We start from the raw sequence: 13,780 nt of genomic DNA on the forward strand, positions 1-13,780 counted from the left end.
ATTCGCAGGTTCCGACAAGGTCTGCGCCAGCATCGCGCGAGGCGCGCTGCGCAAGGCGGTGTTCGGCGCGGCCGCCGCCGTGTTCGCGCTTGGCAGCGCATCGGCGTTCGCGTGGTCGGGTCATGGCACCGCGTACACGTCGCGCGGCGTCTATAACGGCGCGCACTACGGCTCGTGCGGCGGCGGTAGCTGTTCGCATGCGGGTAGCGTGGCTGGCCCCTATGGCGGCTTCGCGAGCAACACCGGCACGGTCACGCGCACGGCGCCCGGCCAGTTCTCGAACTCGGGGACCGCAACGGGCCGCTACGGCAACACGGTGCAGCACTCGGGCGACACCAACTGCGCAGGCGGTACCTGCTCGCATACCGGCACGATGACTGGCCCCGACGGCAAAACGGCGACGACGTCCGGCGACGTGACGCGCACCGCGCCGGGCCAGTATTCGTCGTCGGGCTCGATCACCGGGTCGAACGGCAATACGGTCAATCATTCGGCGTCGGCCAATTGCGCGGGTTCGACTTGCGCGCGCTCGGGCACGGTGACGGGGCCGGACAACAACAGCGTCTACCACTCCGGCACCGCGACGCGGGTCGCGCCCGGCGTCGTGACGACATCGACGAGCGTGACCGGCACGCAGGGTCACACGGTGACGTCAAGCGGTACGGTGGTCACAGGCGGCGTGGTGGTCGCGGGCGGCGCCACGACGACCACCGGTACCACCGTGGTCGTCGCGCCGAAGCCGGTGGTGGTCGCGCCGCCGCCCCCGCCGCCGGTCGTCGTGCCCGCGCCGGTCGTGTACGTGCCGCCGAAGCCAGTCGTGGTGACGCCGCCGCCGGCCTATGTGCCGCCGCCGCCGGTGGTGTACGTGCCGCCGCCGGCCGTCTATGTCGCGCCGCGTCCCGTGTACGTCGCGCCGCGGGCGGCGGTGTGGGTGCCGGGCCATTGGATCGGGCGCGTGTGGGTGCCGGCGCATTGGGCTTGACGATGGGCGCGCTCCGCAAAACGGCTGCCCTTGCGACGACCGTCGTGGCGACGTTGTTGGCAATCCACGCAGTCATCGACACCAGCGACGCCAACGACGACCGTCGCGCGAATCCCGCCGCCAGCGTGACGAGAGACTGTTCCGCGCGCTACGCCGCGTTGCTCGATCTGGCCGAACTCGCGCGGCGTGACGGCAAATCGTCCGAGGTGGTCGTGCGTGGATTGAGACAGCAGAACGGCGCGATGAGCGAGTGCCTACCCGCAGGCTGGGTCAGGCCTGCACCGCGATTACATTGAACGCGGCCGCGTCAGATCGCATTCGAGAAAAATCGCGCCGGGGATCGGATTGAACACGTAAGCGTCGATCGGCTCGAAACCCAGCGATGCATAGAGCCCGAGTGCCGCTTGCATTGTGGGCAGCGTGTCGAGACGCATGCGGCTATAGCCCCCTTCTTTCGCGGCCGTCAGGATACGCGTGGCGAGTTGCCGCCCCACATGCAGACCGCGTCCCGCCGGACGCACATACAGGCGCTTCATTTCGCAGATCGTGTCGTCGATCGGACGCATCGCGACACAGCCGACGATATCGCCGGGATCGTCGCCCGTGCCGTTGCTCGCGAGCAGCACGCGGCCGCGTGGCGCTGCGAATTTGCCCGGCAGGCTGGCGAGTTCGTCGTCGAATTGCTGGAAGCAGAGATCGAAGCCGAGACTCTCCGCGTACTCGCGAAAGACGGTCCGTACAGCCTCGATCTGCTCGGGGAAGCGGGCAGTATGCAGATGGATCATGCGATGGGTCGGGTCATTGAACATGCAGGGGAAATCGGATCTCGAACGTGGTCCCCACGCCCTCGCGCGACGCAAACTCGATCTGTCCATCGAGCACGCGGCATAGCTCCTTGACGATCGCGAGCCCGAGACCCGCGCCCGGGATTTCCTCGCCGGCCGCGCGCTCGAACTCGTCGAACACGCGCTCGGCATCGGCGGGCGCAATGCCGACGCCGGTGTCGGACACGCGAATCGTCCAGTGTTCGGGGCCATGCATCGCGAAGCGGAATTCGACTTGTCCCGACTTCGTGTACTTGATCGCGTTGGACAACAGATTGACCGCGATCTGCTTGAGCTTCAGCCGATTCGACGTGACGACCGGCAGCGCCGCGTCGAACTCGCTGCGCAGCGAGAGTCCTTTCGCGTCGATCGACGGCTGCATGGAAGCGATGAGTTCGTCGAATAGTTCACGCAAATCGACGTCTTCGAACACGAGTGTCGCCGTGTCGCCGAGTACGACCGAGTACTCGACCATCTGGTCGACCAGTTGCTTCATGTCGGCGGCCTGACGGTTCGCGAGTGTCAGCGCGGCATCGGCTTGCGACGGCGCTCGCTCGATCAGTTGCAGCGCGACCGAAAACGCGTTGAGGAAATTGCGCAGATCGTGCGCAACGCTGCGCGTGATCTGCATGCGTGAATCATACAGATCGCCGACCAGCCGTTGCTTGAACGTCAATTCGTCATTCGCGCGTTCGAGCCGGCTTGTGTATTCGTCGATCTTGCGATCGCGCTCGCCGACCACTTCCTTGATCGACGCATACCTGACCACGCTGAACGCTTCGGCGAGCAGATGCCGCGCGCGGCTCTCGTGACGGCGCGTGCACGTCCGGTCGCGTTCGACGAATTCTTCGAGCGCTTCGACGAGCACCTGCTGAAAGAGGTCCAGTTCGCGCACCAGTTCTTCGATCCGGTAGCCTTGCTGCCAGCGGACATTGCCGTGCTTCTTCGCGTCGCGCTCGATCGATGGTTCGGCGCATTCGAGATCTTCCGCATCGAGCGCCATGCACAGCTGGTCGAGGATTTCCGGCAAATGGTCGGCCAGCTGTTGATACGTGAGCTTGTCCGCTTCGACGAGATCGGCGTCGATGGCGACGGCATGCATCCATTGCCGCGTCAGACGGCCTCGTTCCGCACGGATGAAGTTGGCGAAATTGCGCAGCGGGCTCACGCGTCTGTCGGTCATGATGGATACCGGAATGGAGTTTCTACAACATACAAACACGCGAACAGTTCCGAACGCCTCGATTTGGCGCGGGCAGCGCAGGCCTGTTTGCGCCGGCAATCGGCCAGGCATCCGATGCGCGCCGGCAATTCGGGTCATTATCCGCGCAATTGCCGCGTGTGGAACACCTCTTGCGAGACTCTCATCAGACAAGAAGCAAGTTTCGTCAGCAAACCATGATGTATTCGATATTGCTGGTGGACGACGAACCGGAAATTCTAGCCGCATGGCGGCTGATTCTGGAAAGCGAAGGGTATGAGGTGAGTTGCGCGAGCAACGGCGCCGAAGCGCTCGCCTGTGTCGTCGCTCACGTTCCCGACCTGATCGTTACGGACTGGATGATGCCGATCATGGACGGCGCGGAGTTGTGCCGCCGTTTGAAATCGATGCCGCTATCCGTCAACGTACCGATTCTGGTCCATACCGCGGTGCCGCCGTCGGACAGCGAAGCGCAGTACTGCAGCGCATGTTTGCTGAAGCCGATCGGCGCGGATCTCTTTCTGACCACGATCGCGCAACTCTGCGCGCCACGGTGTTGATACGGCACGATTCGCCGCGATTGCCGTGGTGTGAGCAAGTCAAGCGCGTGCCACGTCGTCGTTCAGCACATCGGTTGAGTCGGCCTTCAGGAAATCGACGAACGCGCGCAGCGGCGCGGGCACATGACGATGGCCCGGATAGTACAGGAAGGGCCCTGAAAACCGCTGCCACCACGGTTCGAGAATCGCTTCGAGCGCGCCGCTGTCCAGATGCGGGCGCAGCATGTCTTCGAACAGGTGAATGATGCCGAGACCCGCGACCGCGCCGCTGACCGCGAGGTCGATCGCGGCGCCAGGCCGCACCAGCAGCGGTCCGGTCGGATTCAATTGCAGCAGCTCGCCATCGCGCTCGAAGTACCAGGTCGGCATCGCGCCGCTCGCGAACTGGCCGCGCAGACAGGCATGCGCGAGCAGTTCGCTGGGATGCTCCGGACGGCCGTGCGCGTCGAGATACGCAGGCGACGCGGCGGTCGCGAAGCGCTGCACGCGTGCGCCGATCGGCACCGCGATCATGTCCTGCTCGAGGCGCTCGTCGTAGCGAATGCCCGCATCGCAACCGATCGACAGCACATCGACGAAACCATCCTCCACGACGACCTCGACGCGAATGTCCGGGTACTGCTTCAAAAAGCGCGCGAGCACGTCGGGCAGCACGATGCGCGCGACGCTCGACGGCACGTTGAGCTTCAGCGTGCCGGTCGGCTTGTCGCGAAAGCCGTTCAGCACATCGAGCGCCGCTTCCATTTCGCCGAACAGCGGCGTCAGCTTCTCGATCAGACGCAGCCCGGCTTCGGTCGGCGCGACGCTGCGCGTGGTGCGGTTCAACAGGCGCAGCCCGAGTTTCGTTTCCAGACGCCGCACCGCGACGCTCAGACTCGACGCCGACACGCCGCTCACGCGCGCCGCGTCGCGAAAGCCGCCCGCGCGGCAAACCGACACGAAGGCGGCCAGATCATTCAGTTCCATGACGATTGATTGTGCAGAATTTTGAACAACCCGTACAAGTTAGACCCGTTTATTCAACAACGCAATTCCGGCGATACTGCCGCTCATCACTTCACCAGGAGATCGTGATGCGGAACTTCAGCTCCATCGACACTTTCGTGCTAGCCGGCCGCGCGGTGCGGCGCATGGGCTATGGCGCGATGCAGCTGGCCGGCCCCGGCGTGTTCGGGCCGCCGAAAGACCGCGACGCAGCGCTCGCGGTGCTGCGCGAGGCGGTCGCGTCGGGCGTCGACCACATCGATACCAGCGATTTTTACGGGCCGCACGTGACCAACCAGGTGATCCGCGAGGCGCTGCACCCGTACCCGCGCGATCTGACGATCGTCACGAAGGTCGGCGCGGTGCGCGACAGCGCCGGCGCCTGGCTGCCGGCGCAGGAACCCGCCGATCTCGAGCGCGCGGTGCACGACAATCTTCGCAACCTCGGGCTCGATGCGCTCGACGTGGTCAACATGCGCGTGATGGGCAACGTGCACGAGCCGAGCGAGGGCTCGATCGAAAAGCAGGTCACGGCGCTCGCCGAACTGCAGCAGCGCGGGCTCGTGCGTCATATCGGCCTGAGCAACGTGACGGCCGCGCAGATTGCCGAAGCGCAGCGCATCGCGAAGGTCGTGTGCGTGCAGAACCACTACAACCTCGTGCATCGCGACGACGATGCATTGATCGATGCGCTCGCGGAGCAGGGCATTGCCTACGTGCCGTTTTTTCCGCTGGGTGGCTTTACGCCGATTCAATCGTCGGAGCTGTCGGAGCTTGCGCGCAAGCTCGAGGCGACACCGATGCAGGTCGCGCTTGCCTGGCTATTGCATCGGGCGCCCAACATTCTGCTGATTCCGGGCACGTCTTCGGTGGCACATCTGCGCGAAAACCTGCAGTCGGCGCAATTGAAGCTCAGCGACGAGGTGCTCGATCAACTGGATGCGATCGGCGCTGAAAAGGGCTGACTACACCGACGCCGCAATAAACTCGCGCAACCATTGATGCGCGGGATCGCGATGCACACGCTCATGCCAGAGCATCGCCATCTCGTAGCCCGGCACCTCGACCGGCGGCTCGACCATCCGCAATGTGTCCAAGCCGCGCACGAGACGCGCGGGCAGCATCCCCACGAGATCGGTGCTCGCGAGCACCGACTGCATGAACAGAAAGTGCGGCACCGACAGCACGACCTTGCGCGCGAGCCCCAGCTTTGCGAGCGTCTCGTCGGTGACGCCGAAAAAGCCGCCGCCATCGGGCGATACGATCACGTGTTCGAGCTTGCAGAACTGCGCCAGAGTGGGCCGGCGCTTCAGCTTCGGATGACCCGCGCGGCCGACCAGCACGTAGCGCTCGGCAAACAGCACGCGACGGCGCAAACCTTCGGGCGCGCCTTCGCTGGTATGAAAGCCGATATCGATGTCGCCCTGTTCGGCCTGGCGAGCGAGCCGCGGCGGCACCGCCTCGACGATCGCGAGACGCGTGCCGGGTGCCGCCGCGCGCAAGCCCGCCAGCATCGGCAGGATGATCGTCGACTCCGCGTAGTCCGTTGCGGCGATGCGCCAGGTTTGCGTCGCCGCGGCCGGATCGAACGGGCTGGTTGGCGCGACCGCGCGCTGCAGTGTTTCGAGCGCTTCGCGTAGCGGCTCGCGCAGTGCCTGCGCTTTCGCCGTGGGCCGCATGCCGCGCGGTCCGGGCAATAGCAGCGGATCGCCGAATACGTCGCGCAGTTTCGCCAGATGCACGCTGACCGACGGCTGCGAGAAGTTCAGCCGTTCGGCGGCGCGAGTCACGTTGTGCTCTTCGAGCAGCACATCGAGCGTGATCAGCAGGTTCAGGTCGAGTCTTCTGAGATTAACCACGGCAATACCTGACATATTCGGAATTCATTTCCAATATACCTCGGCGATGACTATCGTGACTGTTTTCAGCCACGAAGGTCTCGTCATGAACGTTCTTATCATCTATGCGCATCCCGAACCGAAATCGTTGAACGGTTCGCTGAAGGACTTCGCAGTCCGTCATCTCGAGCGGGCCGGCCATACGGTGCAGGTGTCCGATCTGTACGCGATGAACTGGAAAGCGTCGCTCGATGCGCACGACACCATCGAGCGTCATAGCGCCGAGCGCTTCTTCGCGTCGCTCGAATCGAAGCATGCGTTCGAGAACGGCTTGCAGCGCGAGGACATTGCGCGCGAGCAGGACAAACTGAAGTGGGCCGATGCGGTGATCCTGCAGTTTCCGCTGTGGTGGTTCTCTATGCCGGCGATCATGAAGGGCTGGGTGGAGCGCGCCTATGCGTACGGTCTTGCGTACGGCGTCGGCGAACATTCCGATGCGCGCTGGGGCGAGCGTTACGGCGAGGGCCGTTTCGCGGGCAAGCGCGCGATGCTGGTCGTCACGACGGGCGGGTGGGAGTCGCACTACAGCGCGCGTGGCATCAACGGTCCGATCGACGACGTGCTGTTCCCGATCCAGCACGGCGTGCTGTATTACCCGGGCTTCGACGTATTGCCGCCGTTCGTCGTCTATCGCACGAGCCGTGTCGACGACGCGAAGTATGCCGAGGTCAGCGCGGCGCTCGGGCGACGGCTCGACACGCTGTGGACGACCGCGCCGATCGCGTTCCGGCCGCAGAACGGCGGTGCGTATGAGATTCCGGCGCTCACATTGCGGGACGATCTGGCACCGGGGCAGGTTGGGTTTGCCGCGCACGTCGAAGATGTCGGCGCGGCGAGCGCAACGCAAGCGAACGAAGCGGCGGAAGCCTGACTGGATCGTATGTTTCGCTGAAATTTGGTTGTAAGTCGCCATTGCTAGAGTCGTCGACGGACACAGGCAGAAGCATGCCATGACGGCTTTATTCTGGATGCCTGACGAAGGTAAGCAGCCGGAGCGTAGCTGAAACGAGCGGAAGGGCGACCCACCATGAATCCAGTTCGTAGGTTCTGGCTCATTTTGATGCTGATCGCATCGCCGGCGTGGGCGTTCCAGTCGCGCGTCGTCACGATCCCGAGCGCGGCGATGCATCGTACGTTCGACGCCACCGTCGTGCTGCCCGATCAGTACGCGCGCGGCAACCAGGCCGCGCGCTTTCCGGTCGTCTATGTACTGCACGGCTCAGGCGGCGACTACACGGACTGGACCGCGAATTCGCATATCGGCAAGCTCGCCGATCGCTATCACGTGATCCTCGTGATGCCCGACGGCGGCCGCGATAGCTGGTACATCGATAGTCCCGTCGATCCGCGCAGTCGCTATGAAACCTACGTGGGCACCGAAGTGGTGGGCTATATCGACAGCCATTTCCGCACGATCGCGACGAGGCAGGCGCGCGCGATCACGGGCTTGAGCATGGGTGGATTCGGCGCGCTACGCATCGCGCTCGACATGCCCGATGCGTTCGGCGCGGCGGGCAGCATCAGCGGTGCGGTGGACCCGCGCAGCAGCGAGGACGAGCCCGGCATCGCACGGGTGTTCGGCGACCCGTCCCAACATGCGGACTTCTGGGATAGCGAAGCGATCGTCGCCAGCGCGGAGGATTTCGGCCGCGACCATATCGCACTGACGATCGATTGCGGCGTGAACGACTCGCTCGTGCAGTCGAACCGTCTGCTGCACGAGCGGCTCGTCCAACTCGGCGTGCCGCACGATTACGCCGAGCGGCCCGGCGGCCATACATGGAAGTACTGGTCGAACGCGGTCAAATACCAGGTGCTGTTCTTTGCCGGCACGTTCAGGCAGGCGGCGCGCGAAATGCGTGACGCGCGCGCCGCGGCCGCGGCTTGAGCGGCGCACGCGGCTGTCCGCGTCAATCGATTCCGTGAAATACCGCGTCGTCCGGTCCCAGGTAGACGGGCGGGCGCCACGTGGCATCGCGCATCGAATGCTGGACCTGTTTGTCAACGCCGAGCAGTACCGCGAAAATCGCCATCCGCACCGGAATGCCGTTGTCGGTCTGCCGGAAAATCGCGAGCCGTGAATCGTGATTGAGGTCGGTGCTCAGATCGTTCGCGCCGGGCCGGCTGTCGCGCGGCAGCGGGTGCATGATCAGCGTGTCGGCGCCGCACATGCTATCGACGAGCGCCTGGTTGATCTGGAAGTCGGGCGTGTAGCCTTCGAACGATTCGTCGGCGAAGCGCTCCTTCTGGATGCGCGTCGCATACACGACGTCGGCGCCGCGCAGACCGGTGCGCAGGTCATGCGTCTGTTCGATCACGTGACCATTGCGCGAAATCTGTTCGACGATATAGCCCGGCATTTCGAGCATCGGCGGCGAAATCAGCGTGAACTTGATGCCGCGATACAGCGCCAGCAGCTTCACGAGCGAATGCACGGTACGTCCGTACTTGAGGTCGCCGACCAGCGCGATGTGCGCGCCGTCGACGATCTTGCCCAGGCGCGAGAACTCACGCTGGATCGTGTACAGATCGAGCAGCGCCTGGCTCGGATGCTCGCCGGGACCGTCGCCGCCGTTGATCACCGGCACGTTGGTCGCGCGCGCGAATTCGGCGACCGAGCCTTGCTCCGGGTGGCGGATCACCAGCGCGTCGACATAGCCGCTCATCACGCGGCTCGTGTCGTAGATCGATTCGCCCTTCGCCATCGACGAAAAGGTGAAGCCGGTCGTGTCGCACACCGAGCCGCCGAGCCGGCAGAACGCCGCGCCGAAGCTCACGCGGGTACGGGTGCTCGCCTCGAAGAACAGATTGCCGAGCACCGCGCCTTCGAGCACGCGCGAGATTTTGCGGCGCCGCGCGATCGGCTGCATGATGTCGGCGACGCGAAAGAGCGCCTCGACCGAGTCGCGCGAAAACTGATCGACCGACAGCAACTGCGGCTTGCCCTCGAACAGCATCTGGCTTGCAAGCGATTGCGAGTCTACGCTTTGCGTATATCCTTCGCCCGGTTCCGTATTGGCGACGATCTCCGACACGAAGCGCTCGACGATTTCCGGCATCGCCCGCGATTCCTGCGAGTCGTCCGGCAGAAGCCACGTATCCAGCGCCCGGCGCGACACGCCGATGCGGTTAGCGAACGTATCGCGCGTCATGTTCAGGCGACGCATCGCATCGCGTAGGAAGGCTTGTTGCGGAACGCTCATGAGGGCACCTGTCGCAAGTGTAGGGGTCGGCGGGAGTCAGACAGAAAAATGCGTTGATGTACGCGGTGCGTATATTAGTTGCCGGCGCGTAGATGTCAAGCGTTTTCCTGCGCGAGCTGCTTCGTGAGGCGCCGAAGGCCCGCCGCGCGGGTTTCGCGGTTACACTGCGGTTCATGCACTCCGGCCCTATGTTCCCGCTCCGTTCGTCGACCTTCGCCCGCGCCGCTCTGGCGAGCGCGGCGGTTGCACGCGCGAACGGTGTTTCGCGTAACGTCGGCGCCAAAGCCAAAAAACAGCCGCTCATCTGACCGGAGCGCGCAGTTCCGTCGTCAGATGTGCGACGGAACGACCGGTCGACCGCCTGCCTGCGGCTTTCTCCTGTGTTCTGCCTCGCACCGCTGACCCGGATTCGATACGGTCGTCTTCGAGGTAGAAAACATGTCTGATTTCTCGGGTATCTGGATTCCGCTGATCACGCCGTTCGCCAATGGCGCCGTCGATCACGCCGCGTTGCGCGCGCTGGTGCGCCGCTATGCGGACGCCGGCGTGGCTGGGCTCGTCGCGCTCGGCACGACCGGCGAGCCCGCCACGCTCGACGCCGCCGAACAGGACGCCGTGCTCGCGACGATTCTCGACGCCGCGCAGGCCGACGCCAACGCCGCCGACGCGCAGCGGCGTCCGTTGCCTGTGCTGGTCGGCGTCTCGGGCAATCACACGGCGAGCATGCTCGCGCGGATCGAGCAGTTGAATCCGTTGCCGATTGCCGGCGTGCTGATCGCCGCGCCGTATTACACGCGGCCCGCGCAGGACGGCATCGTCGCGCATTTCAGCGCGCTGGCCGACGCGAGCGCGCATCCGGTCGTGCTCTACGACATTCCGCAGCGAACCGGCGTGCGGCTCGAACTCGACACGCTGCTGACGCTCGCCGCGCATCCGCGAATTCAGGCGATCAAGGATTGCGCCGGTTCGCTCGACACGACGCTCGCGCTGATTCGCGACGGCCGTCTGCAGGTGCTCGCGGGCAACGACCTCGAGGTCTTCTCGACGGTGTGCGCGGGTGGCAGTGGAGCGATTGCGGCGTCTGCGCATTGGCGGCCCGAGCGCTTCGTCGCGCTGTACCGCGCGTTGACGGAGGGCAAGCTCGACGAAGGACGGCGCATTTTTCACGCGCTCGTGCCGCAGATCCAGCTCGCGTTCGCGGAACCGAATCCCGCGCCGATGAAGGCGCTGCTCGCGGCGACGGGGTGGGTGCGCAATGAATTGCGCTTGCCGATGACGCGCGCGAGCGCGGCGTTGACCGAACGGCTCGCGGCGCTCGGAGAGACGCTGCCTAGATAGCCACTCCGCTTGCGCCCATCGTTCTGCTGCGTAGCATGGCGCCGAAGTCGTCGGCGCTGACTGGCTTGCCGAGCAGGTAGCCCTGCATTTCGTCGCACATCATCGAGCGCAGCTTGTCGAGCTGCGATTGAGTCTCGACGCCCTCGGCGACCACGTCCATTTCGAGTGAGTGCGCGAGCGCGATGATCGCCGACACGATCGCGCTGCCCGCCGCGCCGTTCGCGTCGAGACCGTGGGTGAAGAAGCGGTCGATCTTCAGCTGCTTCACCTGAAAGCGCTGCAGATAGGCGAGGCTCGAATAACCGGTGCCGAAGTCGTCGATCGAGATGTCGAAGCCGCTCGCCTGAAACGCGCGGATCACTTCGACGGTGCGCGCGGCGTCCTGCATCGCGACGCTCTCGGTGATCTCGAACATGATCTGCTCGCACGCGACACCCTCGGTCCTGACGATCTCCTGGATCGTCTCGACGAGGTCCGGCTGCAGCAACTGACGCGGCGACAGATTGATCGCCACCTTCATCGCCGGCAGGCCCTGTTCGATCCAGCCGCGAATGCGCCGGCAGGTCTCGCGCACGACCCAGTAGCCGATCTGCACGATCTGCCCGGAGCGCTCGGCGACCGGGATGAATTCGGCCGGCGTCAGCGCGCCCAGCTCCGGATCGTGCAGGCGGATCAGCGCCTCGGCGCCCGCGAGCGCGTCGCCGCCGTGCTGAAACTTCGGCTGGAACAGCAGCGAAAAACGCTCGTTCGCGAAGGCGTCGTGCAGCACTTGCTGGATCTGCAGCGTACGCGTAGCGGCCTCGTTCATGCTGCGCTCGAAGAAGCGGTAGGTGCCGCGGCCGGCGCGCTTCGCTTCGTACATCGCGGCGTCCGCGTGCTGGAGCAGCGTCTCGACGCTCTCGCCATCGCGCGGATAGAGCGCAATGCCGATGCTCGGCATCACCTGCAGCGGTTGTTCGTCGCTCCACGTGCCCTGGCGCATCCGCTCGAGCACGCCGTCGGCGAGCGCGGCCGCGTCTTCGCCGCAGGTAAGATGTTCCGCGAGCACGACGAACTCGTCGCCGCCGAGCCGCGCGACGGTGTCGCTCGAACGCACGCATTGCTGCAGACGTTGCGCGAAGGCGGACAGCACCGCGTCGCCGGCCGAGTGACCGAGCGAATCGTTGATCGTCTTGAAGCCGTCGAGATCCATGAACAGCACCGCGAACGACGAGCGCTGGCGGCGCGCGACGCTAATCGCGCGCTCGATCCGCTCGGTCAGCGTCGCGCGGTTCGGCAGGCCCGTCAGCACGTCGAGCGTCGCGAGCCGCACGATCTGGCCGTTCAGCTTCGACACCGCGCCGAGCAGGAAGGTGGTGCGCACGTCGAAGCGCGACAGCATCAGCGTGACGATCAGCACCGCGAACGTGAGCAGGATCACCGCGGTGGCTAGCCATTGCGCGTCCATGTCGTTGGCCGCGCCGCAGATCGCATCGGGCGCGAAATCCGCGGCGCCCATCGCCGTATAGTGCATGCCGCTGATCGCGACGCCCATCACCAGCGCCGCGGCCAGACGTTTGCGCGCGATATGACGCTCGTGTTCATTGCTGAGCGCGCGCGCCATCCACAGCGCGGCGCTCGATGCGCCGATCGCGATCGCGATCGAGGCCGCGAACCATACAGGCTGATAGTGGATGGCGGGCGCCATGCGCAGCGCCGCCATCCCGGTGTAGTGCATGCCGGCGATACCGATTCCCATCACCACGCCGCCCGCCAGCAGCCGGGCCGGCGTCAGGCGTTGCTGGGTCGTCAGGAAGAGCGCCAGATACGAAGCGCCGATCGCGAGCGCCAGCGAACAGGCGGTCATCGCGATGTCGTAGCCGAGCGGGATCGGCAGCGAGAACGCGAGCATCGCGACGAAGTGCATCGACCAGATGCCGACGCCGAGCGCGAACGCGCCGCCGAGCCGCCAGGCATGCCGCCGGCGCGCCGAGGCGAGCAGGAAGATGCGGCCCGTCAGATCGAGCGCCGTGTACGAGGCGAGCGTCGCGACCGCGAACGAAATCGCCACGAGCCATAAATTGTAAGAACTCTGCATGTTGGGTCCGCCGCGCGAGGAATGCGGCTTGACATCTTATCGGCACTCTTCGCACTTTGTTTAACTTATTTGCGTCCGGCCAACAGGGGCCAAAACGGGCTCGCGGACGAAAGCGGATGCCGCACTCGAAGGCTTGTCCGAGTGCGGGCCGCGCTATGCGGCGGAACGCGGGGCGGACGACGGACCGGCGTCCTGACGGCTCAGCGCGAAACCCTCGTCGATCCAGCCGGTGACACCGCCCGCCATCAGCTTGACGGGCCGGCCGAGCCGGGCGAGCCGTAGTGCGCCGCGCGCCGCGCCGTTGCAGTGCGGGCCCGCGCAGTAGGTGACGAACAGCGTGTCCGGCGCATAGGCCGCGAGCTTCGACGCGACGATCTTGCCGTGCGGCAGATTCAGCGCGCCTGGCACGTGGCCCTGCGCGAACAGCGCGGGACTGCGCACGTCGAGCAGCACGAAGCCGGGCGCGCCGCTCGCGAGCGCGGCGTGGACGTCGGCGCAATCGGTTTCGAAGCGCAGCGACGCGTGGAAGTGCGCGATCGCGGCGGCGCTGTCGGCGGCGGGAATCGCGGTGACTGCGTTCGGGGCGGCGGTGAGGTTGTCGTGAGTCATGGCAAGGAACGAGGAGTTGATCGGGTGGTCTGGTGGCCGAGTCGATTGTGACGAGCGGCGGGTCACCCGGTAAGTGGCGTGATCGTCAATCTTCGGTAACATCG

The 13,780-nt window shown here is 65.3% G+C and carries 15 protein-coding genes; 8 read left to right on the top strand and 7 right to left on the bottom strand.

What is annotated here, in order from left to right; all coding sequences use genetic code 11:
* The first annotated feature begins 31 nt into the window (after nt 1-31).
* Both AB3X96_RS08605 and AB3X96_RS08610 read left to right on the top strand, forming a co-directional pair.
* Complete coding sequence (locus tag AB3X96_RS08605; RefSeq protein WP_368589490.1) at nt 32-982, top strand: hypothetical protein; 951 nt, start codon at nt 32-34, stop codon at nt 980-982.
* A gap of 56 nt (nt 983-1,038) precedes the next feature.
* On the top strand, nt 1,039-1,278 hold the full coding sequence (locus AB3X96_RS08610; RefSeq protein WP_368589367.1) for a hypothetical protein: 240 nt from the start codon (nt 1,039-1,041) through the stop codon (nt 1,276-1,278).
* On the opposite strand, the gene AB3X96_RS08615 is transcribed toward AB3X96_RS08610, so the two are convergent.
* Nucleotides 1,270-1,767: a GNAT family N-acetyltransferase gene (locus tag AB3X96_RS08615; protein WP_368589368.1), complete on the bottom strand. Its 498-nt coding sequence runs from the start codon at nt 1,765-1,767 to the stop codon at nt 1,270-1,272. The two genes, AB3X96_RS08610 and AB3X96_RS08615, sit on opposite strands and share 9 nt — an antisense overlap.
* Before the next feature lie 13 nt (nt 1,768-1,780).
* Complete coding sequence (locus AB3X96_RS08620; RefSeq protein ID WP_368589369.1) at nt 1,781-2,989, bottom strand: sensor histidine kinase; 1,209 nt, start codon at nt 2,987-2,989, stop codon at nt 1,781-1,783.
* A gap of 218 nt (nt 2,990-3,207) precedes the next feature.
* Here AB3X96_RS08620 and AB3X96_RS08625 point away from each other — a divergent pair, with 218 nt between their 5' ends.
* Nucleotides 3,208-3,567 carry a response regulator gene (locus AB3X96_RS08625; RefSeq protein ID WP_254906040.1) on the top strand — a complete coding sequence of 120 codons (360 nt, stop codon included), beginning with the start codon at nt 3,208-3,210 and terminating at the stop codon, nt 3,565-3,567.
* Between the two features lie 39 nt (nt 3,568-3,606).
* Here AB3X96_RS08625 and AB3X96_RS08630 read toward each other — a convergent pair whose 3' ends face one another.
* Nucleotides 3,607-4,533: a LysR family transcriptional regulator gene (locus AB3X96_RS08630; RefSeq protein WP_368589370.1), complete on the bottom strand. Its 927-nt coding sequence runs from the start codon at nt 4,531-4,533 to the stop codon at nt 3,607-3,609.
* Between the two features lie 107 nt (nt 4,534-4,640).
* Here AB3X96_RS08630 and AB3X96_RS08635 point away from each other — a divergent pair, with 107 nt between their 5' ends.
* On the top strand, nt 4,641-5,516 hold the full coding sequence (locus tag AB3X96_RS08635; RefSeq protein WP_368589371.1) for an aldo/keto reductase family oxidoreductase: 876 nt from the start codon (nt 4,641-4,643) through the stop codon (nt 5,514-5,516).
* On the opposite strand, the gene AB3X96_RS08640 is transcribed toward AB3X96_RS08635, so the two are convergent.
* Nucleotides 5,517-6,425 carry a LysR family transcriptional regulator gene (locus AB3X96_RS08640; RefSeq protein WP_368589372.1) on the bottom strand — a complete coding sequence of 303 codons (909 nt, stop codon included), beginning with the start codon at nt 6,423-6,425 and terminating at the stop codon, nt 5,517-5,519. It abuts the gene before it with no gap.
* A 70-nt stretch (nt 6,426-6,495) separates the two neighbouring features.
* Here AB3X96_RS08640 and AB3X96_RS08645 point away from each other — a divergent pair, with 70 nt between their 5' ends.
* A complete protein-coding gene (locus AB3X96_RS08645; protein WP_368589373.1) occupies nt 6,496-7,320 on the top strand; it encodes an NAD(P)H-dependent oxidoreductase in 825 nt (274 codons plus the stop codon).
* A 156-nt stretch (nt 7,321-7,476) separates the two neighbouring features.
* Complete coding sequence (locus tag AB3X96_RS08650) at nt 7,477-8,337, top strand: alpha/beta hydrolase (protein ID WP_368589374.1); 861 nt, start codon at nt 7,477-7,479, stop codon at nt 8,335-8,337.
* A 22-nt stretch (nt 8,338-8,359) separates the two neighbouring features.
* On the opposite strand, the gene AB3X96_RS08655 is transcribed toward AB3X96_RS08650, so the two are convergent.
* The gene (locus AB3X96_RS08655) at nt 8,360-9,652 is read right to left on the bottom strand and encodes an aspartate carbamoyltransferase (RefSeq protein ID WP_176381033.1); all 1,293 of its coding nucleotides are present in this window, start codon (nt 9,650-9,652) and stop codon (nt 8,360-8,362) included.
* A gap of 92 nt (nt 9,653-9,744) precedes the next feature.
* Here AB3X96_RS08655 and AB3X96_RS08660 point away from each other — a divergent pair, with 92 nt between their 5' ends.
* Entirely contained in the window at nt 9,745-9,960 is a 216-nt protein-coding gene (locus AB3X96_RS08660) for a hypothetical protein (RefSeq protein ID WP_368589375.1), read from the top strand.
* Nucleotides 9,961-10,090: 130 nt separating this feature from the next.
* A complete protein-coding gene (gene dapA, locus AB3X96_RS08665; protein ID WP_368589376.1) occupies nt 10,091-10,990 on the top strand; it encodes a 4-hydroxy-tetrahydrodipicolinate synthase in 900 nt (299 codons plus the stop codon).
* On the opposite strand, the gene AB3X96_RS08670 is transcribed toward dapA, so the two are convergent.
* Nucleotides 10,983-13,067 carry a putative bifunctional diguanylate cyclase/phosphodiesterase gene (locus tag AB3X96_RS08670; protein ID WP_368589377.1) on the bottom strand — a complete coding sequence of 695 codons (2,085 nt, stop codon included), beginning with the start codon at nt 13,065-13,067 and terminating at the stop codon, nt 10,983-10,985. The genes dapA and AB3X96_RS08670 overlap by 8 nt on opposite strands.
* Nucleotides 13,068-13,220: 153 nt before the next feature.
* Entirely contained in the window at nt 13,221-13,676 is a 456-nt protein-coding gene (locus AB3X96_RS08675; protein ID WP_368589378.1) for a rhodanese-like domain-containing protein, read from the bottom strand.
* Nucleotides 13,677-13,780: the final 104 nt, after the last annotated feature.

Origin of the sequence: Paraburkholderia sp. BR13439 (assembly GCF_040948805.1) — a bacterium.
Taxonomy (GTDB): Bacteria; Pseudomonadota; Gammaproteobacteria; order Burkholderiales; family Burkholderiaceae; genus Paraburkholderia; species Paraburkholderia youngii.